The organism is Microbacterium sp. (genome assembly GCF_040394595.1).
Taxonomy (GTDB): Bacteria; Actinomycetota; Actinomycetes; order Actinomycetales; family Microbacteriaceae; genus Microbacterium.
On the sequence record NZ_JBEBSA010000001.1, the window covers coordinates 157,948 to 181,475 of the forward strand.

The following is a 23,528-nucleotide window of genomic DNA, read 5'->3' on the forward strand; positions in this document are numbered from 1 at the left end:
CTCTGCGCCGAGAGCGCTCACCGCACGCGCGGCTGGTCGGCGGCGAGTCTCGTCCGCACGCCGGCGTGGATCGACACGTAGACGGGAAGCTCGCGCCCGGTCAGCGCTGCCAGGCTGTCGGTCAGCCGGGTGACCGTCGCGGCGACCTCTGCCGGCGGTGTGTTCCGCCGTGGCGTCACGCTCACCTGCAACACGTCCGCCCCTCGCACCTTCCGCGTCGACACGCGCGATGACAGGATCTCCTCCCGTCGCCCGAGGGAGTGGGTGATCGCATCGGAGGCGAACCCGGGTCCGATCGTGATCGGCCCCAGCCCATCCTCGCCACCCTCCTCCCGGATCAGAGAGCCGCTGCTCCCGCGGCCGAGGCGGGCGATGACGACCACCGAGAGCACCACGAGCACCGCGAGGAGGATGAGGGCCGCCAGAGCCGCCCAACTCACCGTGGTCTGCTCCGCGAGCCACGTGCGCGCGACGACATCCGCCGTCCACTCCCCCGCCGCCTTCAGCTGCGTGGTCCAGACGTCCGTCGCCGGAGGCCAGGCGACGGCGAGCACCGCCGCCGCGCCGCCTACCAGCAGCACGATCCCCACGACGAGCAGGATGCCGCGGTTGAGGATCCGATTGGTGTCGTTCATCGAGGACTCCCGTCGCCGGCCGGTCGCTGTACACGTGCTCGCACGCGCAGCCCTGGAACCGCCTGTGCCGCGAACTCGGCCTCGGCGACGGCGCGCACACCCGCCGGGTCGATGTGCTGTCCCGGCTCGGGGCGGACCGTGACGTCGGCGCTCCGGTGCCCCACCCCGACGACCGCTCCTCCTCGGGAGAGGTCGAACTCGCGGCGCACCCGCTCCGCGATCGCGGAAGCGATCACGCCGTTGTCGGCGATCACCGCCTGGGGCCCGAGGTCCAGCCGCTGCCTCGACAGCCGACCGGGGCTCAGGGCGAGGACCAACAGCACCACTCCTGCCAGGACGACGACCGCCGCGCCCGCGGCGAAGGCCGCATGCCAGGTCGACGTCGGCGCTTCGATGAGCCACCGCAGCGCGCCGGCCGGCGACACCAGCAGAGGGGCCCTTCCCGACAGCTCGAGGACGATCTCCGTCCCGGCATACGCCATCGCGACGACGGCCAGCACGAGCACCGTCACGGTCGCCGCTGAGCGCGGGGAATGCGTCTCACGACGTGTCACCCGGTCCAGCACCGAGGAGGCCATCTACATCACCCTCTTCCGCTCGGGGATCCGCGCCCCGGTCACCGTGACCGAGATCCGGCGGATCTCTCTGCCCGTCAGCCGCGCGAGCTCCGCAGCGAGGATGCGTTGCAGACGTCCCATCCGCTCGAGCATCGGCTCCGCGGCCTCCACCGCTTCGCGGTCGTCGAGGTCGGGCACCGGCGCGGGCCCCGCGACCCGTATGGCGAGCCCGCGCGCCCACTCGGAGACCTCCACGTCGATGTCGTCGCGCGCCACCCCGATCGCGTCGGCCGCAGCGGCTCGCACCACCTTGTCGATCACCCGTTCCCGTACCCGCACCGCACCTCTCGCGTGTGCGGAGGCGAGGCGGTCAGCGGGAACGGCCACGTCGGCCAGCGTGCCGCTCATGAGGAGGCGCGCCGTCCTGTGAACACCCCCGCGAGGGCACGGAGATCCAGCTGCCCCGACACGACGCGTCCGGCGAGAGCGCCCACGCCCATCAGGACCGCGACCAGGAGGAAGCCCCAGAAGCCGAACAGCAGCGCCGCGAAGCCGAGGACCGCGCCGATCGCCGCGCCGATGAGCGTCGTGTTCATGAGACGCGCGACTCGTCGTCGGCGTCGTCGTCGCTGGGCAGGTGCACGTCGTTGACGTCCACGTTGACCTCGACGACCTCGAGCCCCACGAGGCGCGTGATCGCACCGGCCACCGCGGACCGCACGTTCTCGGCGACCTCCTGGATCGGCGACGGGTACTCGACGACGATCGTGATGTCGGCGGCCGCCTGCGTCTCGCCGACCTCCACCTTCACGCCCTGGGTCAGATCGGTGGCATTCACCGCGTCTCGGATCGCGCCGAGCGCCCGTGCGCCTCCGCCACCGAGCGCGTAGACCCCGCTCACCTCGCGGGCGGCGATCCCTGCGACCTTCGCGACCACGCCATCGGCGATCGTCGTGCGGCCCGGCGCGACGCCGTCCCGCGGAGCGCGCGACGCCGCATCTCCGCGATCGACGCGGGAGGACGAGCCCGACGCCTTCGGCGCCCTCGTCTCCGTGCTCTGACCTGCGATCGTGTCCTTCTCATCCGTAGCCATCAGAAACAACCTCCAGATTCACCGGCGCGCCGTGGCGGCTGCGCCATCTCGACGAGCGAAGAACGAACGCTCTGTCCATAGGACGGTCCAGGCCGGGGAAACGTCACAAATCCGTAGGAGGGAGTTCCGGGAGACGGACTCGGGCCGCCCGTGTCCCGCCGATCCGCCAGCCCGTCGCGGCATCCTGCTGGCGCCAGAACTCGGCGAAACGGCCGCCGTCGGCGAGGAGACCGTCCACCGTGCCGTCCTCGACGATCCGCCCCTCCTCGAGGAACACCACCCGATCCGCGGCACGGATGCTGCTCAGGCGATGCGCGACGATGACGCGCGTCCGCGGCAACGGATCCCGGGTGAGCGCAGTCGTGATCGCCGCCTCGTTCTCCGTGTCCAGCGCGCTGGTGGCCTCGTCGACGAGAAGCACCGGAGCGGGCTTCAGCAGCGCCCGGGCGATCGACACCCGCTGGCGCTCTCCGCCGGACAACGCCGTGCCCGCTTCGCCGACCCGCTGATCCCATCCCTCGGGGAGCCGACGCACGACCGCGTCGACACGGGCGAGATCCGCGGCGCGGGCGACGGCCTCCTCATCGGCTCCCGGCGCGCCCACGAGGACGTTCTCGCGGATGCTGCCGTCGAAGAGGAACGGGTGTTGGAAGATCACGCTCACGAGTCCCCGCCGCGACTCCTCATCGAGCTCTGCCGCGTCGACTCCATCGATGAGCAGGCGTCCGGATGTCGGCAGCTGGAGCCCGGCGATGAGCGAGAGCACGGTGCTCTTCCCGGAGCCGGAGGGGCCGACGATCGCCGTCGTCGTCCCCGGCTCCAGTACGAGGTCGAATCCGTGCAGCACCGACGGCTGCGCATCGCCGTACCGGAAGCCGACATCACGCAGCTCGATCGAAGGCACGGCGGAGACATCGTGCCGCCGGGCCCCGGACCCGTCGGACGGTGCGTCGATCACCTCGCTGATGCGGCGCATCGTCCCGATCGTCGCCTCGACCCCCGGGGACAGCTCGGCGAGCACGGTGAACGGCTCGAGGTAGCGGACGATCACCACGATGAGAGCCACCGCCTCCGGCGCGGACAAGGAGCCGGAGATCGTGAGGGCCACGACCGTCCCGGCGAGCAGGATCAGCGCGATCTGGCTGGCGATCCCGAAGACGATCTGCCCGGGCAGCTGGAGCAGGAGCAGGCGGATCGTCGCGCTGTGCTGCGCGGCCAGTGCGGCACCGACCTGGCTGCGCTCCGGGTCGACGCGGCGCGCGGCGCGGAGCGCCTGCTGCGTGCGCGCGAACTCCACGATCCGCTCGGTGAGCGCGTTGTTGGCATCGGCCGCCGCACGGTCGGCGCTCCGGCTGAGCCGCCCCGCGAGCCAGAAGGCGCCGAGCAGCACCGGCACCCCGGCGAGCGCCGCGAGCCCGAGCGGCCAGGCGATCGGCAGCAGGGCGACGGCGATCGCGATCGGCAGGAGCGCGGCGCCGATGAGCGGGGAGACCAGGTAGATGACGAGGCCCACGAGATCGGGCCCGGTGGCCGCCACCGCCTGACGGGTGTTCGCCGTGTTCTCCTCGGTGAACCACGTGGAGCGGATCCGGGTGATGCGATCCGCGACCGCGTGCTGACCCGTCTCGAGCAGGCCGAAGCCGAGGTCGAATCCCCGACGCACCGCCGCCGCGTCCACCGCCCAGCCGGCCGCCGTCACGAGGGCGAGCACTCCCACCCAGGGCCAGGCCGCCTCGGGCACGGCGCCGAAGAGCGCGGCGACCAGCGGCACCAGGACGACGGCGCCGGCGGCCCGGAGGAGCACGCCGAGCACGGTCAGCGCGACATGGCCGCCGATGCGGCGACCGCCCCCTGCGGGCAGCAGGGCGAGCAGAGTGCGGATCATCGGTTCCCCTCCGCGTCGAGAGCGGGCGACGCGGGAGAGGCGCCCGCGTTCCAGAGCTGTCGGTACCGGCCTTCCTGGGCGAGCAGCTGCTCGTGCGCACCGGACTCGGCGATCCTGCCGTGATCGAGCACGATGATCCTGTCCGCCCGGGTGATCGTGTGGAGTCGGTGGGCGATCACGAGCACGGTCCGCCCTTCCGTGAGTCTGTTCAGCGCCTGCTGCACGAGATACTCCGACTCGGGATCGGCGTAGGCGGTCGCCTCGTCCAGGACGAGCACGGGCGTGTCCGCGAGGATCGCCCGGGCGATGGTGATCCGCTGCCGTTCCCCGCCGGACAGCGCGGCGTCCGGGCCGAGGACGGTGTCGTATCCGTCGGGCATCCGCAGGATCCTGTCGTGGATCTGCGCCGCCTGCGCGGCCGCCACGATCGCCGCCTCGTCGGCGTCGGGATCCGCGAGCGCGATGTTCTCGCGCACGGTACCCATCACCAACTGGGCGTCCTGGAAGACGAAGCCGACCCGCGCGTAGAGCTCCGACGGCGCGAGAGCGCGCAGATCCTCTCCGCCGACCCGGATGGCGCCCTCTCCGACGTCGTGGAATCGGGCGAGCAGAGCCGCGAGGGTCGACTTCCCCGATCCCGATGAGCCGACGAGAGCCGTGACCGTGCCCGGTTCGAGCACGAGGTCGATCTGCTGCAGCACCGGAACCCCGCGGTGGTAGGAGAACCCCACGCCGTCGAACTCCACGCGTCCGGTAGGCGCCGTGCCGGCGCCGGACGTGTCCCCCGAGACCTCGAGCTCCCGTTCGTCGAGCGCGATCTGGATACGCCGCGCCGCGAGGAAGCCCCCGCGGAGACCGGAGAGCCCGTAGCCGATGCCCAGGAGCCGTGCGCCGAAGGTGGTGCCGAGCAGGAGGAAGGGCAGCAGCGCGATCGGGGACATGCCGCCCGTCGTGACGAGCAGGGTCCCCATCGCGCAGATGAGGAGCAGGAACGTCGCGGGCCGCGTCGCGAGGTCGATGAACGCCTTCTGACCGGACAGCGGGCGCTGCCATCGGTCGAGGAAGCCGATGTACTCGTGCAGTCGTCCGCGGAAGGCCGAGCCGGCCGCTCCTCCGAACACCCGGATCACGGGCTGCCCCTGGAGGTAGGCGCCCGCCTCGACGTTCATCCGCTCCGACCAGCGCAGCGCCTCGGCCGTGCGCGGCCCCGACTGCACCAGCATGATCGCCATTCCGACGACGTAGGCGAGGACGGGGACGAGCAGCACGGCGGCGACCCGCCAGTCCACCGCGAACAGATACGCGAGCACCGCGATCGGCGCCACGACGGCCGCGACCGCATCCGAGACCGCGTGGGTGATGAGGTAGTGCAGCGAGAGGGTGTCGTCCTGCACCAGCTGCTTGATCTGCCCGGAGCCGCGCACGTCGAACCACCCGAGCGGCAGGCGGGCGAGCTTGCGGAGCAGGTCCGATCGGAGCGTGCGGGCGAATCGGGCGTCCACGCTGTGCAGCCACAGCATCAGCGCCGAGGAGAGCAGCACCCCGGCACCCATGAGTACGACGGCCCAGATCCCGACCGTCCACAGCCGCTCGGGTGCCGCACCGCCCAGCAGGAGGCGCGCGAGCTCGACCAGGAGGACGAAGGGCACGAGCTGGACGATCGTGATGACGGCCTGCGCGATCCCCGCGACGATCATCGTCGGGCGCAGCGGGGCGAGGAGGCGGCCGCCGGCCTGGGATCGCCACGCCCCCTTCCGGACCGCGGACTCGACGACCGTCTCCGGGGCCGCCGCTGCGAGGGCGACGGCCTCTTCCTCAGGAGCGGCCTTCGAGCGGTTCTTCCCGAACGCCCGCCCGTAGTACCAGTACGCCTGCGCGTGGATCTCGGACTTGGGGAACCCGAACTCGTCGCGCAACCGCGTGCGCAACTGCTTCAGAGACCCCGACTCTGGCGCAGCCCACGCGTACCAGTCCGACCAGTCCCTGGCCTCGATCGCGGCGGCGAGCGACCCCTCGCCTCTCCGGGGCACCCAGTGCACCGAGGCCCGGGGGTGGGAGGCGACCGGGATGAGGCGATCGTCCTCGTCGTGCTCCTCCAGATAGACCTCCGCGGGGACCCCGTCCGGCAGCGTGCCGAGGACGGCGTTGATCGCCGGGATGGATGCGGCGTCTCCGATGAGCAGGTATCCGGCGGGGAGGTCCTCCGGAAGCGCGAACGGCGATGAGCCGAGCGAGGTCGCCTGCACCACCGTCCCGGCAACGGCCTTCGCCGCCCACGCGGATGCCGGGCCTGCCGGCTCGTGGAGCACGACGTCGACGGCGAAGGTTCCGGTTTCGGCATCGACCTGCGTGAGCGTGTACGCCCGCTGATGCTCGGTCTCCCCTCCCTCGGGGTCGGGGAACCAGAACCGCAGATAGGCGGTCGGCCCGGTCACCGCTTCCTGAAGGAGCGTCGGCGAGGCCATCCAGATCCGCAGGAACCGTGGTGCGATCGTCTCCACGGCCGTGACCGTCACATCGTGGTCGTGCGCACCGTAGGCGCGTGTCATCGCGCCGGTGAAGCCCCTCTTGCCCATCAGCGTCCCTCTCCCGCCGCGTGCAGCGCAGCGCGGATCTCCGTCAGCCCTTCGACGCGCTCCCGACTAAGGGTAGGCTAACCAATGCTCAAGTCTCCCGCAAGGAAACGAGTCGTGGCTCATCGAGCCGGCCGTTCACGCCGTCAGATGCTCCCCGTTCGCGGGCATGCCCGACACCCGCCGCTCCCCTTCGACCTCGATGTCCGCGAAGGCCATCGGGATGCCCTGACCCGTCAGCGGCGAGCGGCGGTCCATGAGCTGCGCGTGGACGTGCGGCTCGCTGCTGTTCCCGGAGTTGCCGCAGTCGCCGATCGGATCCCCCGCCCGGACGACGTCGCCGACGCGGACGCGGAGGGATCCCTTCCGCAGATGCGCGACCATGGCGAACACGCCGTCATCCGTTCGGATGACCACATGGTTGCCGATGACGAACTGCGGCCCACCGATCTCGCGGACGGCGCCTTCCGCGATCATGTAGACGAGCGAGAGGGCGCCGGAGCGTGCGCGGTGGTCGCGATGCCGACCGACCGCCGTCACCACGATCCCGTCGACCATCGAGAGGACCGGTCGACCGAAGGCCGGATACTCAGCGGGGGCACGCCACGTGGACCCGCCGCCGAACTCCGGACGGGGCTCGCCCTCCGGAGCGTGGATCAGGTCGATCGCATAGGCCTGGCCGTAGAGGCGCACGCCGTGGCTGGGCACCGCGGACGCGGGACTGTTCAGCCCCATCCACCGGCCGCGAACCGGCGTGGACACCGTCAGGGGCTGCCGGTCAGGGATCACACGGGCGCCGAGGAGGATGAGGAGGAGCGAGAGTGCGAGCAGGCCGAGGCCCGCGAAGATGGCGATGAGGCGGAGCTGCCGCACCGCCTCCCCCAGGGCGAGAATCCCGGCGACAACGCCGACGAGGAGAAGGACCGCGCCCACCGCGTAGAGGATCGCGCGGACACGATAGACGGCCAGCAGGATACGCCTCACGTCACCGCTCCGCGCCCAGCACCAGCGCCAGCAGGGGGACGATCCGCGCCGCGGGGATCTCGTATCTCCCGCGCCCGCTGTGGCGCACCCAGCCGGCCGCGACGAGCTGGCGGAGATGGTGATGGAGCTGCCCCGTGGTGCCCAGGTCCTCCCCCTCGGCGAGCTCCGCGGTGGTCGAGGCGCCGCAGAGGATGCGCCGCACCAGCTCGAGACGCACGGGGCTGCCCAGCGCCGCGATCGTCGCGGCGCGCTCCGACCAGCCGTCCTCCAGCAGACCGGCTGTGCCGCCGGTCTGCTGCCAGGCCGCGGACGCACCGGTCGGCAGCGTGAGGGAGCCCACGATCATCACCGCGCCGTCGGCCGTCGACTCGTCCTCGGGAAGACGAGCCCGCAGGCCTTCGAGCCCCCAGAATCCGTCTCCCCCGACCGTCGCACGCGGTTCGGCGGGCGCGCCCGCACGCCGTTCCAGCTCGTCGATCCGAGCGCCCAGCGCCCGAACGGTCTCCTGCAGTTCCACCCAGTCCGGATCGTCCATGCATCAATAGTACGTTAATACGTAGTAGCAACCTATTGATCGTTGGAGGGTCAGTCAGCTGGTCCTCGCCCGACCCAAGCGAGGTGCCGAGCCGCCACAAAGTCCCCTTGCTGCTTGCGGCCTCGGAGGACACCGACGCGCGTGCGGCCCTCCACGAGCTGCAGGCCGGGCTCCGCCGAACCCAACAGCCCCGTGTCCACGATGATCGGCCATCTCTTCCAGGTACCGTGGACTTCCCATGCGAGTCTGACGCCCCTGTGCACGCCCTGGCGGCGCAGATCGATCCAGTGGTCCGGGGCGAGGGCGTAGCCCTCGATGGCCCCGTCATCGGACGGGCCCGTCTGGATCTTCAGGAGGAGATCGATCGGAAGGGCCTCCACCTCCCAGGTGATCTGGGAGAGGTCGACACGTCCGTAGTCGGCACCGAACGAGGCCTTGTCCGCATGGTCATAGAGCCACTGCTCGATGACATCGTCCGGCCAACCAAGTCGTCTCACGCTGTCCAGTCGCAGAAAGGCACACAGGCCGCCGCCCTGTTCACGGCAGCGAACCGCGTGGTCGGCGAAGTCGGTCAGTGAGGGCACGCAACAAGCCTGACACCATCTCGGAGCGGCGATGTTCCATCGCAAGCGAGGACGGGCGCCGCTCGACTCGGAGTGACACCGCTCACCCCCTCGCCACGTCGGGACGATGAGATCTCAGTTTGCCCTGTCAGACGCTGGGGATGAAGGCACGAAGGTACTCTCGCAGAGCCTCGTCGCAGACGTACACGTAGGTTCCCCGGATGCCTCGCGTCAAGAGCACGGCATAGACGTTCTTGACGTATCGTTCGATTTCGGCGTCGGTGTAGATGATCCCGCGCTGACGGTTGTTCTCGAGGCCCTTCTTGTCCCGGTACTGGGTCCGGTCGATTCGGATCTCACCCGTCGTCGGATCAAGGCGCAGGTCGCGCCCGATGATCACGCCTGCGTAGTTGAGGTCGTATCCCTGGACGGTGTGGATCGATCCGACTTCGTCGAGGGCATCAGGTGAGTTGATCCAGTCCTTCTCGGCGGAGTTCCAGCGCCAGCGATGTCCATCGATCTCGATGTCGTAAGGACGCTTCGCGAGTGGGATGCGTTTCATCCCCTTCTTCTTCGGGTCCGATTCCCACGTCCATGCGTACCCGGCGGCGAGACGTGAGAGGCCGTCGGCGCGATCGCGTTCGCGGATCAGCTTCTCCATCGCGCCGATGTCGTCGAACAGCGTGAACTCGTAGTCGCCAAGATCCGGTCGCCCGGGACTCCGACCGGCCAGCATGTCCCTCACGAATCCGATGTAGTCGGCGCCGGCCTTGACGCGCATCTGGGTCTTCAACGGGAAGAAGTGGTGGCTGGCCTTCGCCTCTCCGACGACCTCGCCGATCACTTCGGGCGGGAGGTCCGCGGGCCGCACGCTCTGCTCCGCATCCATCAGCAGGATGTTGTGCGTGCTCTGCGCGCGGATCCAGTCGAGCTGTGTGAACTCGGTGGAGTCCTTCCCGAAGAGTCGTTCGTTGATCTCGGGGAACGCCTTGTTGAGCGAGCCGGACGACTGGTTCGCGCGCTGGTTGAGGCGGTGCGCCTCGTCCACGACGAGAACGTCGTACGGCTCGGTCGCCTTTCCGACGTCATAGGCGGTGAGGACCATCGATCGATCGAGCCCCGGGGCTCGGTCGAAGATCTTGGCGATGGAAGTGCGGAGCGATTGCTGTGGCACGACGATGCCCACCCGCAGGTCCTGGAGCAATTCGATGTATCCCTGAGCAAAGTAGTCGGAGATCGGGCTCCCCTGCTCGGCGTCGTCGATGCCACGGGAGGTTTCGATGTCGCGCAGCGTCTTGATGAGCGAGATGCCGACGACGGTCTTCCCCGTGCCGGGCTGCCCTGCAACCACCATCGTCGTGGGCAGCTCGGCCTCGATGTCTTCGAAGAGAGCCTTGAGGATATCCAAGATCGCCCGTTCCTGATCCGGTACGAGGGATTTGAACGGGGAGAGCTTGAAGAAGTCGCTGTTCTCGATCTCGCGCAGCGAATGCCGGAAGAGACCCCGACTCCGGAGGTCATCGAAGATCTCCCGGAATCGCGGCTGGAAAGCAGTTCGCCCGGCGTAATCCTCGTTGCGGTGCCCGTCGTTCGCGTTTATGACGGTGTAGACGCCGTCGGAGTAGAACCACTGGATGAGGAGTGATTCAAGGTCATAGCAGGCGGAGCGGTGGAAAGTGTCGTCGAGCAGAATCCGCGCGACGTCGAGATGCCGCTTCTTGGGGTCTCGGCGATGCTGCGTCATCCGCAGCAGCGCGTTTCCGGTCTCACCCACGTAGATATCGCGTCCGTCGTCGATGGCATAGACGGCGGGCCAGTTGCTCAGCTTCCCGGTGGGATCCGGATAGTCGCGAATGCTCGCGGACTCGAAGGGGATCTCCTCGATCTCAAAGCTGATCATACTTTGTGCTTCTGCCACGCGACGTCTCAGCGGGATACTTGCTCCGGGTGATCTCGAGCTTTTCGAGGATGATCGCCTCGGGATCGACGCCCAATCGATCGGCGAGCTCGTAGCAGTAGGTCAGAACATCGGCGAGCTCCAGACGGACACGATCGGCGTCGAAGTCCGGTGACCATTGGAACTCCTCGAGAAGCTCGCCCGCTTCGATGGCGATCGACTTCGCGAGGTTCTCCGGTGAGTGGAATTGCGCCCATTCGCGCTCCGCAATGAAGGCGCGCAGCGCGCTCATCGCGGTCTCGTCGGTCACGTGTTCCAGAATAGTCGGAGCCTCACTGGCACGGCCATCGAGGCGGCCCTGCAGAGAGCCTGCTTCGCATCAGTGAGGCTTCAGCTTCCTTTCCCTTGATGACGATGGATGCTGCCATCGAGAGCCACCGGCTGTATGCCACAGCAGCCCTTACGCACCTCGGGGCTCCATCAGGGCGGCACCTCGTCGCGAAGGACGTCTTGATCCAGGCGCGGGTCGAGTCCGCGATAGCTGACGAGGTCGAGGACTCTGCCGAGAACAGCCGCAAGGACCTCCCGCCATCGCAGCATGTCGAACACGTCGGCGCCCTCCGGCGACTGCACGAGGAGGTCGAGATCGGAGTCGGGGTGGTCTTCTCCGCGCGCGGCAGATCCGAAGGCGGCGAGATCGGCGAATCCTCGCGCCTCGACGATCTGCCTCAGCACCGCCCCACCCGCCGCGATCGGCTCGCTCGGATGCACGCCGTCGGTGTGCTCCCATGCGATCGGATAGCCGACCGCGGAGTGCGTCACGCCGAAGCGGGCAGCGTCCTCACACTGCGACTCCCCGTCGCGACGTGGTGAGGATGGAGGTCTTCTTCTCCGCTGAACCTGCGCCTGATCGCAGGGATCCACGATTTCCTGTCCCAAACGACGAGGCCCAGAAGTCCGCTTTTCCGCGAATTTCCGGGCCTTCTCTATGGCTGGGGTACCTGGACTCGAACCAAGAACAACTGAACCAGAAGCGGGAGCGCATGGGCTTCCTGCGAGTTTCGTGATTGGTCCGCCTTGGCCTTCGCTGGCCCGCAATGGCCCGTTCCAGCCCGGAATTTCGCGGAGGTTCCAGAGAGCACGAGACCCACTGAAGGCCAGTGCGGGCTGCGCCGGACTGGCGCGGTCGGAGGGGTTTTGGAGGGGTTCCGAGGGTCGTTACGATGCTTGGATGGAGTCGGCTTGGGAGCACGAGAAGTACGAGCGCATGCTCGGCCGCAACGAGACACCGGCTCTGCTCGCTGAGTTGGTTGATGATGGTCGGCTCGATGATCTCGACGACCTAGCGATAGCGATCGAAGAGGCCTGGACCATGGCAGATCTGCCACTCCTTGCACTTCCGCGACGCCGATGGATCGAGCTATTCGAACGCGTCGGCTTCCTGTCCGACTCAGTGCGTAGCGAAGCGTTGAAGCCTCGGATGCCTCTCACGCTCTATCGTGCGGCGACCGCGCATGATCGAAGGACGCCAGGTCTCGCCTGGTCGCCGGACCTGGACAAGGCGATCTTCTTCCAGCAGTACAACAGCCGTTACACGCCCTATCCGCTCTTCCTCTTCGCAGCTACAGTCGAGCCTCATCAGATGCTGGCCTACTTCCACCAATCGCGTGGCGAGGACGAGTACATCGTGAACATCAGCAATCGAAGCATCCGACAACTCCGCCCCTGAGCCACTACGCGCCACGCTCGCCACGTAGAGAGCCCCGACTGTCCCGGTGTAGCGGAGTCGGGCTCTCTACACGCTCCGGCCACCCTCGTGGGCGCGCTGCTAGACGCTGGCGTCCTCCGAGAGCTGTTGCTCCACTCTCTGAGCAGAGGGCTAGCGCCCCACCATCAGCTGCCGTCCGAAAGGAATCGTCTTAGCGAATCTGTCGCCAGTCGCCATGCCGGTCACTGTTCCAAGTACGGACCCAAGCTGTCGCCAGAGTTCTTCCGCTGCGGACAGTACGTCGTTCCTGACCGGTTCACCGTTCGCGACCAGATACCCTGTCCCGAGCGCGATTACTTCGAACGATGTGTTCGAGAATCCGCCTCGGAAATCACGATTGACCTGGTCCCATTTTCGGAACACGCGGTCAGATCCATGTTCCGCAAGGAAATCGAAGCTGGCCTTAAAGACGCTTTCGAGCGCGCTATCACCCGTTGTGAAATTTTCAGCGAAGCTCAGCGACCAGGCGTCGAGCTTTGAGGGGAAGTCCCCCAGACCGCCTCTCTTGCCCTCAAGCTTCCTATTGTGGAGCATCAAAAAGCGCAACAACAATTCGATGTCGTACTGCTCTTCGATCTGCCTCTCGCTCAGCGCAAGCCCTTCGACGAAGCTCGGGTGGCGAGTCAACCCGTGCAGCCACTGCAGAGCGTTCGAGCTGACCCCGGCGATGAGGGCAGTGCGAATCTCTTGCGGCGTGAGGGTCGAGCCGAAGCTATTCAATCGCTGGAAAAGATCGAACTTCGCGGACGAATCAGAACTACGTTTGATCACTCGAATGTCAAGGCGAGACAAGCGAAGATCCCGCTTTTGGGCCTCACTTAGGGCATCCCTGCCACTCCAGGACTTGCCATCCAAGTTCGGAAGGTAACGCGTCTCACGCAGAATCAACTCGGGACGCTTAGTGCCATCGCCAGCCAGGAGAAGCCCCTGGAGCTCCAACAACGTGCTCACGCGTTGTAGACCATCAACCAGCTCCCAGCGCCCGTCCTCGTCCTGCGAAACAAAAAGCGAAGGTAGCGGTATCCCCAGCAGGAGACTCTCGACTAGTCGACTCTTCTGATCGGGATTCCACCTGAAGAGTCGCTGAAACTCGGGGCGAATAATGAGTGTCCCCTCACGGAAGAGACTCGTTAGCTCGCTAATTGACATGCTTATCGTGTCGGCTGAGATCTCGTGCCGACCGGCCTGAATTTGCTCTTCGAGAGTGGTCATCAGTAAATCTCCTCTTCGGCGATGTCACAAGCGAGCGCGGCGAGCCCGGGGAAGACGCTCGCTTGCCGGATGCCAATCAGCGATAACTGGCGCTGCAATACCTCACGGTCGCCGGACAACGTGAACTTCCACATAATCCCCGCCGGGTCATCAATTGCCAGATCGAGGGGCACCACGTTTCGCCCAGCGACCGTGAACTCGCCAAACTGTGCAGCAATCCGTTCGTTGTTGTGGGTCCCGTAGATCGCAATGGACGACGGCGCGAACTGATTGAGTTCGATGTTCGGAGTCCACGGCTTGATTAGCTCATCACTAGTCGCGAGGATACCGGCAGCCAGGCCGTCCATCCTCGGGTTGCTCGCGTTGAAGGCCCGCGGGTCCAGCGCCCACACCGTCGGCAGACAGCCCCCGCCGCACTCACACTTCGTGCGATCGTGATCGAGCGCAAAGTAGGCCGCGACCAAGAGGCTCACTGTCCAATCCAGCAAGCGAGTTGGCAACCCAAAGTGCTGCATCGAAAAGAGGTGCTCCCAATCAGTCATGGGATAACCCGAGGGCCAGAACGGAAGACTCCGCTGTCTGAACCTCGTGAGGAGCCGACGCTCCGTCTCTAGTACGGACTGCGACTCTACGTTCTCTATGCCGCCGCTTACTTTGGCGACCGCTCGCCAGAGTGAGGGCACCAAGTTTCGCTCGTGACACCCTTGGCCCCTGAACCAGAGTTCCTTGACCGGGTTGAGCGGCAGGACCGCGTTGATCAGAGCTGGAACGTCCTCTACAGGCACCGCATCCACAGTCATGAGAACAATCTATATGTGAGACGGGCCAGCGGTCGGACTTCCGCCGGAGATCAGTTCGATCAGCCTCGTCCGCTTCGGCGGAACACGTTTGAACCACGGTCCGTGGTTGCTCACCAACGAGAACGCCACCGGCTTGGCAACCCCTGCCCGGTGGCGTTCTCACTGGGATGCGCCATCCTCCTTGGCACCTTGACGATCAGGCACGTGGCGACGCGAAGGGCGCTGTGGATGAATTCGTCCTGGAACATCCACAATTCGGATGGATTCGTCAAACGCGCGACTTTGATGTTCATGATTGCTCCTTTGGTTAGGAACCATCTTTCCCTTTTCAGCCACTCTGCCGCAGGGCTATGGAGCGCTATTGAATTCGCAACAGAGTTGCAATGTACATATTGCAGATCGCGAGAAAGAAGCTTCGAAATTCGCCTACTACCCATATGCGGCGAGCGAGAATAGTTATGCGCCCCTCAAATGAAAGGAATCAGAATGGCCCGACCGAAGGTATTGCCGAGCGGCACAGTCAGTGTCCGTTTCAAGTTGCCCGCTGACTACGACGCGGGTATGGACGCCCTCGCAATTGCGACCGGCGAATCGAAGTCCTCACATCTGCGCCGCGCGGTCGCGTGGTACCTCGCCGAGTACGGCCTGGTTCGGAGCCGGGGCGCAAGCGTGGTGGCGCGGGCAGGACGCGCGGCGCGCTCGACTGGTCGGCGCAGTTCAACCACGACAACCTGTACCGGAAGCACTTCCTCCCGGCGCTGGCCGCATTGCACATCCCGTCAGTGCGCTGGCACGACCTCCGCCACTTCTACGCCAGCGCCTGCGCGAGCGCCGGTCTGCCTATCGAGCGCGTCGCCAAGTTCATGGGGCACGCCGACATCGCCACGATGTACAAGCACTACCTGCACCTGTTCAACGACGACCTGACCGACGACATGGACCGCCTGGCAGCCGTCGCGAGCCGTCCTGCGCTGGCGCGCATCGGCTAGGGGCGACGCTGGATCGCGCCAGAAGAGAACCATTGGACGAGTGGCACCGCCAGCATAACCGCGGCTTCCGCTTCGGCCTGGGTGCTCGGCTGATAGCCCGCTTGCCCCGCGTGGCGATCGTTCTGTCCGGTCCACAGCATCTGCACCATCCCGAGCACAACGTGTGACCGAGTATGTGTGGCATGTTCGCGCGACATGTCCAGGTTCCAATCCCCTTGCTGTCGCATTTGTCCGACGACGGTCCCGAGCGTCGCACTGGCATTTGTCGGACTCACAACGGGGATTGCAGCGGCCTCGACTGCTTTGATCGATTTGGCGTAGGCCTTCTCGAAGTCGGGATTCACGCCGAAGGCGGCTTGCCACGCTTCTGCCAGCAACGCTCCCGCCTGACCTGGGCCATGCATCAATGCGTCGGCAGCCGCAACCACTCCAATGGGAACGCGCTCTTCAAGGCCAACGTTTCCGAGTCGGCTTCCAACCCTCCACTTTGATCCAGCGTTCTCAAGCAAAGTTGTGAGCGCCTGCACCTGGGACGTACCACCGTATGCTGGTGCAATCCTGCTCACGAGAAAATCTATGAACTGGATGTACAGGTTCATCTCACCTTGGCGAGTGAACAACCCATATTCGAGGTGTTCGAATCCGTGATCCTCGAAGGCTTCCGCGAGCGGTTTCCGCAGCTTGGCGAGTTGGTCAAACTCCTGTACAAGTTTCGTCTTCTTCTGTGGATACCCGTTCTGCGGATGCGAATGCACGTTGTACTTCACCCAGTCCTTGAGCCCTCGCCGCAACCACGGTGGCACACCGTCTACGAGCGTCGGGGAAGCAGTTGGCGCGACACCTATGGGAGTCCAGGTCATATGCCCATCATGCCGGAGAGCACCGACATCCCTGCTTCGACTCGGAGGGGTTTCGGAGGGGTCGACCCGCCGCGTTCCCAAACGACAGAGGCCCGGATCTTCCGTTTTACTGCGGAATTCCGGGCCTATCTGTTGGCTGGGGTACCTGGACTCGAACCAAGAACAACTGAACCAGAATCAGCCGTGTTGCCAATTACACCATACCCCAAGGGCGAAACCGGAGCCTCGCACCGAGGTTCAAGCTTACCCGACCCGCTCGCAGATGGCCAATCGGTCCGGGGCGTCCGGGCGTGGCGCGCTCAGACGGCGACGACCTGCCCCGACTGCGACGGACGGATCCATGCGCCCAGGTCGAAGCCCTGTTCACGTGCGGTGTCGAGGAACGCCTCCTCCACGGCTTCGGGCACCTGCGGCGTACGCGATAGGAGCCACAGATGCTTGTGGTCAGGAGTGCCGACCAGGGCGTGCTCGTAGGCATCGCCGATGCGCAGCACCCAGTAGTCAGCCGTGGTGAACGGGATCCAGCGCAGCGCCTCCGGGAGGAAGGTCACCGTCAACCGCCCGGGGTGCTCCTTATCGGGGACCGCCTGGCCCACGGCCTGCGTCGGCTTCCCGTCCTCGTCGAGGCATCGGTTGTCCACCCGCACGGTGCCGTCATCCTGGAGTGAGTAGTCCGCGGTCACGTCGCGTGCGCCGTCGTCCTCGAAACGCAACGGCAGCCGACCGATCTCGTACCACAGCCCCAGATACCGTCCGAGCTCCAGCGCGGGCACGGATCGCACTTCGCCTTCGGTCATCGTCCGCCTCCTTCGACTCCCCCAGACTACGTCGCGGCTTTGAGGCGGAGGAACGGGTTGTGCACCCGTCCGCCGGGCCAAGGGGACTCAGCCGAGCCGATCCCTCAGCGCGCGCAGCCTGCGCAGCGACTCGTCCTTGCCGAGCAGCTCCATCGACTCGAAGAGCGGCGGCGAGACGCGACGGCCGGTGATGGCCACGCGCGGCGGACCGTAGGCCACCCGCGGCTTCAGCGCGAGCTCCTCCACGAGCTTCGCCGAGAGCGCCTCCTGGATCGCGTCGGGGGTGAACTCCGCGACGGGCTCCAGCGCGGCGATCGACGCCTCCAGCACCTCGGCGGCGTTAGCCGGCAGGCCCTTCACAGCGTCGTCCTCGTAGGAGACCTCGTCGACGAAGAGGAAACCGAGCATCCCGGGCGCCTCTCCGAGCAGCTGCATCCGCTCCTGCACCAGCGGCGCCGCACGGAAGGCGAGCACGATCTGCTCGTGGGTCGGCTCCGCCCCGCCGAAGACGCCGGCCGCGGCCAGATACGGCAGCAGACGCTCGGCGAAGTCCTTGCCGTCGAGCATGCGGATGTGGTCGCCGTTGATCGACTCGGCCTTCTTCTGGTCGAACCGCGCCGGGTTGGGGTTGACGTCCTCGATGTCGAAGGCGGCGATCATCTCCTCCCGGGAGAAGACGTCGCGATCGGGAGCGATCGACCAGCCCAGGAGCGCGAGGTAGTTCAGCAGCCCCTCCGGGATCATCCCCCGCTGACGGTGCAGGAACAGGTCGGCCTGCGGGTCGCGCTTGGAGAGCTTCTTGTTGCCCGTCTCGCCCAGCACGAGCGGCATGTGCCCGAATCGCGGCACGAACGTCGTGACCCCCGCGTCGATGAGCGCCGCGTAGAGCGCGAGCTGGCGAGCGGTGGACGGCATCAGGTCCTCGCCGCGCAGCACATGCGTGATGCCCATGAGCGCGTCGTCCACGGGGTTCACGAAGGTGTACAGCGGGATGCCGTTCGGCCGCACGATCACATAGTCGGGGAACGACCCGGCGGGGAAGGTGACCTCGCCGCGGATCAGGTCCACATAGGTGAGGTCGTGGTCAGGCACACGCAGCCGCAGCGCGGGCTGACGCCCCTCGGCGCGGAACGCCGCCTTCTGCTCCTCGGTGAGGTCGCGGTCGAAGTTGTCGTAGCCGAGCTGCTTCGCGCGTCCCGCCGCCTCGTTGCGGGCATCGATCTCCTCGGCGGTCGAGAAGCTCTCGTACACGAGGCCCGCGGCGACGAGCTTGTCCAGCACCCCGCGATAGATGCCGTGTCGCTGCGACTGCCGGTATGGCGCGTGCGGGCCACCCACCTCGACGCCCTCGTCCCAGTCGATCTCCAGCCAGCGCAGCGCGTCGAGCAGCTGCTGATAGCTCTCCTCGCTGTCGCGCGCGGCATCGGTGTCCTCGATGCGGAACACGAGCTTGCCGCCGTGGTGGCGCGCATACGCCCAGTTGAACAGCGCGGTGCGGACGAGGCCCACGTGCGGAAGGCCGGTCGGCGAAGGGCAGAAGCGCACGCGCACGTCCGAACCGGTGGCGGTGGTGGTGCGGGGATCAGGAGTAGCCATAGCCCTTCGATTCTAGGCCGAGAGGGCCGCCGGTCCCGCGTCCGGTCACCGGCGGAGGCGACGCGCCTGCCGCTCTGCGGCCTTCTGCTGGCGGGCCGCGTCACGCACCTCCGTCTCGGTGAACCCGAGCCCCGGAGTGCGCCGGATCCAGCCGTAGGTCGCCGCCGCGGAAGCCGGATCGCCCAGGCGGGCGAAGCAGCCCGCCAGGTCGAACGCGGACGCCCGTGCGCGCGGCCCGAGCTCGGCGTCCGGCGAGGCCGAGGCGATGTCGAGGATCAGTCGATGGGCTCCCGCCGCCTCGGCGATCCGTCCCAGGCCGTCGAGGAGCAGCGCCTTGTTGCGGAGCGCCTTCACCCGGCGCAGACGCTGTTCCGCGGAATCGACCCGCGCGGCGTGCACGGCCAGCACGTGGTCGTAGGCGTGCAGCGCCGCGGTGACGTCGCCCAGGTCGTCGAGCTGCACCGCACGGTTGTACGCGCCCTGCTGCCGGATCGTGACGAGCTCGTCGTCGGCCGCCGCCGAGACGAGCTGCTCGAGCGCGTCGTACACGGCGACCGCACCGCGCGGATCGCCCAGCTTGACGAGCGCGAGCGCATACCGCAGGTGCGCACGCGCCCTCACCCGCTCCCCGCGGACGTCGAGCCCATCGCGAAGCACCGTGGCCCGGCGGGCGACCTCGGCCAGCTCGGTCCATCGCCCCGCCTCGGCGAGCTCCCCCGACCAGGCGTCCAGGGCGGCGAGCGAGAGCAGCGCGACGTGCGGATCCGAGGACGGAGCGGCCTCCTCCACGATCGTGCGCCAGGTCTCTTCCGCCTCGGCAGCCCTGCCCTGCGCGACGAGCGCATCGGTCGCGAAGAGCCGATCGCGCAGCGCCCGATACCGCTCGTCGACGTCCGGGCCCGCCGGGGCGTCCTCCCTCAGCGACAGGATCCCCAGATTCTCCTGCGCGAGGCGGACCGTCTCCGCGACCTCGGGATCGTCGTCGTCCCCGTGCCGCGACACCACGTCCTGGAACAGCTCCACGGCGCGCTCGGAGTCTCCGCGTTCGTGCGCCCGGTGTGCGAGGCTCGCCCGCCCCGAGGCGTCCAGCCGACGGAATCCGGCATCCCTCTCCTCTCCGAACACCGCCGTGAAACGCCCGAACGCAGCCTCCGCCGCGGCGTCGTCCGCCGACTCCGCGCGCCATGCGGAGAAGAGCGCCTTCCCCGCCCAGAGCCGCACGTCGACGTCCGAGGAGACGCCGTGCTCCGCGACCAGCGCCTCGACCAGCCCGGCCGCGCGAGCGGTCTCACCGCGTTCACGCAGCAGCCGCGCAGTCCAGTAGTCGGCCTGCGCCTGCAGATGCCGCATCCGAGCGGGCTCGTCCGCCGTGGCGAACCGCGCGCGGAATCCTCCGAGGATCGCGAGAGCCTGATCCCTCATCCCGAGATCGGACAGCCGGAGAGCGCGATCGAGCAGGAGACGCCCCTGCTCGGGCGCCAGCCTGCTCCACGCGCCCTCCGCCTCGAAGCGCGTCTCGGTCTCCTCGGAGAGGCGCACGGCGAGCGCGGGGTCGGCGGAGGCCGTTCCGGGCGTTCCGACGGCCTCGACGATGCGCGCCGCGACCCGGAACCGTGTCTCCACGGTCAGCGGGTCTCGGTCGCCGCGGAACGCGTCGTCGGCCAGACGGAGCACTCCCAGATCGCGCGGCGCGAGAGCACCGTCCGCATCGGCGCGGAAGAGCACGAAGCTCAGCACGGCGTCCCGGATCCGCGGGTCGGCCTCCGTCGCGGTGCGCGCGAGCCTGCTCCCCCACTCCTGCGCGGTGACCGCGTCGATACGGTCCTCGGGGAGCCGTCCGAGCAGCAGGTCCAGGTGACGGCAGCGCAGCCAGGCACTCCGGGCATCGCCCTCGTGATCGACGCGGAGCGCCGCGAACGCCCCGCTCAGCGCCTCCTCGATCGGCGTCCCGTCCGCGATCGCGAGCTCGGCGAGCATCCGCAGCGCGGACGATCTCAGATCCAGCAGCCCCGGCAGGCCTGCGCTCTCCTCCACCACGGTGCGCAGCAGGAATCGCGCATGCTCCGGGTCCTCCTCCGCGGCGATGCGGATCTCGGCGGAACGGTTCAGCGCCGCGACACGGATCTGCCGCAGCCGCTCATCGTCCTCCCCGGCCAAGGACAGCGCGAGGCTCTCGAGGGCGACGGCGATCGACGACGGGTCCTGGTCGAGCCAGGAGCGGATCATCTGCGCCGTGAGCGCCGCCTCCGCCGCGGCCCTGCGGACGGCGACGTGCGGGGAGGATCCGCCGCGGGCGGAGAAGTCCTCGGCCCGCCGCAGCACGTCGACGAGGACGATCGGGTCGGGCCCGTCCTCCTCCGCGTGCACCCATTCGATCGTCTGCAGCTCCGCCTCCGCCCGTGCTGCCGACACGGACTCCTCGTCGAAGCCCTCCGTCAGCCGCCGCATCCGATCCAGGTGGGCGGCGATCGCCTCGGAGGGGACGAGCCCGAGATCGAGCGCGATGAGGAGTCCTGTCGCCCGGGCCAGCTGTGCCGCCTCATCCGCCGAACGGGCCGAGGACGCCCCCGCGAGCGTCCGCGAGAGCAGCTGCTGCGCCTCACCCTGCTCCCCCTCGTCGATCAGTTCCTCCGCGGCGGCGATCAGCGGGGCGAGCGATGCGTCGTCGGTCATGGCGTCCTCCCGGTCAGCGGCGAGCCAGCGGCGACAGCGCGACGATGACGACCACGATCACCAGGGCGGCCGCGCCGAGCCCCGCATACCCGAACTCCGTCAGCACCCAGCCCGCACCCGCGGCGCCGACCGCGGCGGTGAGGCTCATCAGGGAGTCGCTGAGGCCCTGTCGACGCGGGCGACGCTGCACCGTGGACGTCTCGGTGAGGAGCGCCGCTCCGGCGACGGTGGCGGCGCTCCAGCCGAGACCGAGGAGGATCAGCGCGACCATCACGCCCGCGGGGTTGTCCCCCGCGACGATCGCGGTCAGCAGCGAGCCGACGAGCATCGCCTGGCCGAGGAGGATCACCTGCAGACGTCCCCACCGGTCGGCGAGGACGCCGAACAGCGGGGAGAGCCCGTACATCCCGGCCACGTGCAGTGCGATCGTCACGCCGACGAGCAGCGTCACGTCCGTGCTCGAGGCCGCCGCGCCGTGGGCGCCGTGGGCCATGTGCGAGAGGTGGATGGGCGTCATCGCCATCACCGAGGCCATCACGGCGTGCGAGCCGGCGACGGCGAAGATCGCGTACCGCGCCGCGATCGGACGATCCACGCCCGCGCCGAACGCGCCGGCCGCCTGAGTCCCTCCGGCGACCTTCACGGCGAGCAGCAGCGGGTCGGGGCGCAGCGCGATCAGGTAGAGCGCCAGTGCGAGGGTCTGCGCGACCAGCGAGAAGACGTACGAGCCGGTCAGCGGCGGCATCCCGATCGCATGGCCGAGCGCCTCGCCCGGCGTGAGCAGCAGGGGCCCCGCCACCCCGCCGATGGTGGTCGACCACACCACCACGGACAGGTCGCGTCCGCGGTGCTGGGACGACGCGAGATCGGTCGCGGCGAAACGGGACTGCAGGTTGCCGGCGTTGCCCATGCCGATGAGGATGATGCCCGCGAGGAGCAGCGGGAACGACCGCACCGACGCCGCCGTGATCACGATCGCGACGCCGACGAGCGCGAGGAGGTTCCCCGCGGTGAGCGAACGGCGCCGCCCGAATCGGCTCGCATAGCGCGCCAGCGGGATCGCGGCCGCCGCGGCCCCGAGGGTGACCGAGGCCGTGGCCAGTCCCGACAGGGCGTCATCGCCGGAGAGGTCGGCGGCGAGCAGGGCTCCCAGCGATACGGTCGAGCCGAACGCGATCCCGCCGAGCACCTGCCCGAAGGCGAGGACGCGGACGGTGCGTCGCTGGATGCCCGCGATCTCCGCGGGGAGGGTCTCCTGCCCGGTCACGGCTGCGGGAGGGCGTCGCGGACCGGGTTGCGCAGCACACCGATCCCGGAGACCTCCACCTCGACCGTGTCTCCGGCGACGAGCTCTCCGACGCCCGCCGGGGTCCCCGTCATGATGACGTCGCCCGGCAGCAGCGTGAACACCGCGGAGGCGTAGGCGATGATCTCGGCGACGGAGTGGATCATGTCGGACAGCGGCGCGTGCTGACGCACCTCGCCGTCGACCCGGGTCTCGATCGTCGCGGAGGTGGCGTCGAACTCGGTCTCGATCACGGGCCCCAGCGGGCAGAAGGTGTCGAACCCCTTGGCCCGGGACCACTGGCCGTCCCGACGCTGCAGATCGCGCGCGGTCACGTCGTTGCCGACCGTGTACCCGAAGACGTAGTCGAGGGCGTCCTCGGCGGCGACGTTCTTCGCGATCCGGCCGATGACGGCCACGAGCTCGCCCTCGTGCTCGGTCCTGTCGGAGAGCGAGACCGGGCGCACGATCGAGTCGCCGGGGCCGACCACCGCGGTGTTCGGCTTGAGGAACAGCAGGGGCTCGGCGGGAGCCTCGCCGCCCATCTCCTTGGCGTGCTCGTGATAGTTCTTCCCCACGCACACGACCTTCGAGCGAGGGATCACCGGGGCGAGGAGTGCGGCATCGGCGAGCGGGACGCGCTCCCCCGTCGTCTCGTAGCCGGCGAACATCGGATCGCCGGCGAGCACCACCAGCTCCCCCTCGTCCAGGATGCCGAAATGGATGCCGTCGTCATGACTGAACCGCGCGATCTTCACCCGCCCAGCCTATCGACGCCGGGGACGGAAAAGGGCCCGCCGACGGGCGGGCCCTTCTCGATGCTCTG

The 23,528-nt window shown here is 68.0% G+C and carries 24 protein-coding genes and 1 tRNA gene; 2 read left to right on the forward strand and 23 right to left on the reverse strand.

What is annotated here, in order from left to right; genetic code table 11:
* Positions 1-17: 17 nt before the first annotated feature.
* The 13 genes from ABWO84_RS00820 to ABWO84_RS00880 all read right to left on the reverse strand — a co-directional run bounded on the left by ABWO84_RS00820 (position 18) and on the right by ABWO84_RS00880 (position 11,544).
* Positions 18-635, reverse strand: coding sequence for a hypothetical protein (locus tag ABWO84_RS00820; RefSeq protein ID WP_353111532.1), 618 nt, complete (start codon positions 633-635; stop codon positions 18-20).
* Positions 632-1,213, reverse strand: coding sequence for a DNA/RNA endonuclease G (locus ABWO84_RS00825; RefSeq protein WP_353111534.1), 582 nt, complete (start codon positions 1,211-1,213; stop codon positions 632-634). Before ABWO84_RS00825 ends, ABWO84_RS00820 begins: the two co-directional genes overlap by 4 nt.
* The gene (locus ABWO84_RS00830) at positions 1,214-1,600 is read right to left on the reverse strand and encodes an NTP pyrophosphohydrolase (RefSeq protein ID WP_353111536.1); all 387 of its coding nucleotides are present in this window, start codon (positions 1,598-1,600) and stop codon (positions 1,214-1,216) included. It abuts the gene before it with no gap.
* Complete coding sequence (locus ABWO84_RS00835) at positions 1,597-1,788, reverse strand: DUF2273 domain-containing protein (RefSeq protein ID WP_353111538.1); 192 nt, start codon at positions 1,786-1,788, stop codon at positions 1,597-1,599. The genes ABWO84_RS00830 and ABWO84_RS00835 overlap by 4 nt, the downstream gene beginning before the upstream one ends.
* Positions 1,785-2,285, reverse strand: coding sequence for an Asp23/Gls24 family envelope stress response protein (locus ABWO84_RS00840; RefSeq protein ID WP_353111540.1), 501 nt, complete (start codon positions 2,283-2,285; stop codon positions 1,785-1,787). The genes ABWO84_RS00835 and ABWO84_RS00840 overlap by 4 nt, the downstream gene beginning before the upstream one ends.
* 103 nt (positions 2,286-2,388) lie before the next feature.
* A complete protein-coding gene (locus ABWO84_RS00845; protein ID WP_353111542.1) occupies positions 2,389-4,170 on the reverse strand; it encodes an ABC transporter ATP-binding protein in 1,782 nt (593 codons plus the stop codon).
* Positions 4,167-6,746, reverse strand: coding sequence for an ABC transporter ATP-binding protein/permease (locus ABWO84_RS00850; protein ID WP_353111544.1), 2,580 nt, complete (start codon positions 6,744-6,746; stop codon positions 4,167-4,169). The genes ABWO84_RS00845 and ABWO84_RS00850 overlap by 4 nt, the downstream gene beginning before the upstream one ends.
* Positions 6,747-6,881: 135 nt before the next feature.
* Positions 6,882-7,727 carry a M23 family metallopeptidase gene (locus ABWO84_RS00855; RefSeq protein WP_353111546.1) on the reverse strand — a complete coding sequence of 282 codons (846 nt, stop codon included), beginning with the start codon at positions 7,725-7,727 and terminating at the stop codon, positions 6,882-6,884.
* A gap of 1 nt (position 7,728) precedes the next feature.
* Positions 7,729-8,262, reverse strand: coding sequence for an ArsR/SmtB family transcription factor (locus ABWO84_RS00860; protein ID WP_353111548.1), 534 nt, complete (start codon positions 8,260-8,262; stop codon positions 7,729-7,731).
* A gap of 50 nt (positions 8,263-8,312) precedes the next feature.
* A complete protein-coding gene (locus ABWO84_RS00865; RefSeq protein WP_353111550.1) occupies positions 8,313-8,846 on the reverse strand; it encodes a hypothetical protein in 534 nt (177 codons plus the stop codon).
* Between the two features lie 127 nt (positions 8,847-8,973).
* Positions 8,974-10,725 carry a DNA/RNA helicase domain-containing protein gene (locus ABWO84_RS00870; RefSeq protein ID WP_353111552.1) on the reverse strand — a complete coding sequence of 584 codons (1,752 nt, stop codon included), beginning with the start codon at positions 10,723-10,725 and terminating at the stop codon, positions 8,974-8,976.
* A complete protein-coding gene (locus ABWO84_RS00875; protein WP_353112280.1) occupies positions 10,712-11,014 on the reverse strand; it encodes a nucleotide pyrophosphohydrolase in 303 nt (100 codons plus the stop codon). The genes ABWO84_RS00870 and ABWO84_RS00875 overlap by 14 nt, the downstream gene beginning before the upstream one ends.
* Before the next feature lie 188 nt (positions 11,015-11,202).
* On the reverse strand, positions 11,203-11,544 hold the full coding sequence (locus tag ABWO84_RS00880) for a nucleotidyltransferase family protein (protein ID WP_353111554.1): 342 nt from the start codon (positions 11,542-11,544) through the stop codon (positions 11,203-11,205).
* A gap of 409 nt (positions 11,545-11,953) precedes the next feature.
* On the opposite strand from ABWO84_RS00880, the gene ABWO84_RS00885 reads away from it, so the two are divergent.
* Positions 11,954-12,451, forward strand: a complete 498-nt coding sequence (locus ABWO84_RS00885) for a hypothetical protein (RefSeq protein WP_353111556.1) — start codon at positions 11,954-11,956, stop codon at positions 12,449-12,451.
* A gap of 150 nt (positions 12,452-12,601) precedes the next feature.
* Here the strand turns inward: ABWO84_RS00885 and ABWO84_RS00890 are convergent, their stop codons facing one another.
* The 3 genes from ABWO84_RS00890 to ABWO84_RS00900 all read right to left on the reverse strand — a co-directional run bounded on the left by ABWO84_RS00890 (position 12,602) and on the right by ABWO84_RS00900 (position 14,795).
* Positions 12,602-13,702 carry a GmrSD restriction endonuclease domain-containing protein gene (locus tag ABWO84_RS00890; protein WP_353111558.1) on the reverse strand — a complete coding sequence of 367 codons (1,101 nt, stop codon included), beginning with the start codon at positions 13,700-13,702 and terminating at the stop codon, positions 12,602-12,604.
* A complete protein-coding gene (locus ABWO84_RS00895; RefSeq protein WP_353111560.1) occupies positions 13,702-14,502 on the reverse strand; it encodes an FRG domain-containing protein in 801 nt (266 codons plus the stop codon). The genes ABWO84_RS00890 and ABWO84_RS00895 overlap by 1 nt, the downstream gene beginning before the upstream one ends.
* Before the next feature lie 110 nt (positions 14,503-14,612).
* Complete coding sequence (locus tag ABWO84_RS00900; RefSeq protein ID WP_353111562.1) at positions 14,613-14,795, reverse strand: hypothetical protein; 183 nt, start codon at positions 14,793-14,795, stop codon at positions 14,613-14,615.
* Positions 14,796-15,125: 330 nt separating this feature from the next.
* Between ABWO84_RS00900 and ABWO84_RS00905 the strand changes: the two genes are divergently transcribed.
* The gene (locus ABWO84_RS00905) at positions 15,126-15,491 is read left to right on the forward strand and encodes a tyrosine-type recombinase/integrase (RefSeq protein WP_353111564.1); all 366 of its coding nucleotides are present in this window, start codon (positions 15,126-15,128) and stop codon (positions 15,489-15,491) included.
* Here the strand turns inward: ABWO84_RS00905 and ABWO84_RS00910 are convergent.
* The 7 genes from ABWO84_RS00910 to ABWO84_RS00940 all read right to left on the reverse strand — a co-directional run bounded on the left by ABWO84_RS00910 (position 15,488) and on the right by ABWO84_RS00940 (position 23,460).
* Positions 15,488-16,258 carry a hypothetical protein gene (locus tag ABWO84_RS00910; protein WP_353111566.1) on the reverse strand — a complete coding sequence of 257 codons (771 nt, stop codon included), beginning with the start codon at positions 16,256-16,258 and terminating at the stop codon, positions 15,488-15,490. The two genes, ABWO84_RS00905 and ABWO84_RS00910, sit on opposite strands and share 4 nt — an antisense overlap.
* Positions 16,259-16,484: 226 nt before the next feature.
* A tRNA-Gln gene (locus ABWO84_RS00915) sits at positions 16,485-16,559 on the reverse strand.
* A gap of 91 nt (positions 16,560-16,650) precedes the next feature.
* Entirely contained in the window at positions 16,651-17,148 is a 498-nt protein-coding gene (locus ABWO84_RS00920) for a lipocalin family protein (RefSeq protein ID WP_353111568.1), read from the reverse strand.
* A gap of 87 nt (positions 17,149-17,235) precedes the next feature.
* A complete protein-coding gene (gene gltX, locus ABWO84_RS00925) occupies positions 17,236-18,744 on the reverse strand; it encodes a glutamate--tRNA ligase (protein ID WP_353111570.1) in 1,509 nt (502 codons plus the stop codon).
* A gap of 45 nt (positions 18,745-18,789) precedes the next feature.
* Positions 18,790-21,417, reverse strand: a complete 2,628-nt coding sequence (locus ABWO84_RS00930; protein WP_353111572.1) for a hypothetical protein — start codon at positions 21,415-21,417, stop codon at positions 18,790-18,792.
* A gap of 13 nt (positions 21,418-21,430) precedes the next feature.
* The gene (locus ABWO84_RS00935) at positions 21,431-22,684 is read right to left on the reverse strand and encodes an MFS transporter (RefSeq protein ID WP_353111574.1); all 1,254 of its coding nucleotides are present in this window, start codon (positions 22,682-22,684) and stop codon (positions 21,431-21,433) included.
* Positions 22,681-23,460 carry a fumarylacetoacetate hydrolase family protein gene (locus ABWO84_RS00940; RefSeq protein ID WP_353111576.1) on the reverse strand — a complete coding sequence of 260 codons (780 nt, stop codon included), beginning with the start codon at positions 23,458-23,460 and terminating at the stop codon, positions 22,681-22,683. The genes ABWO84_RS00935 and ABWO84_RS00940 overlap by 4 nt, the downstream gene beginning before the upstream one ends.
* Positions 23,461-23,528: the final 68 nt, after the last annotated feature.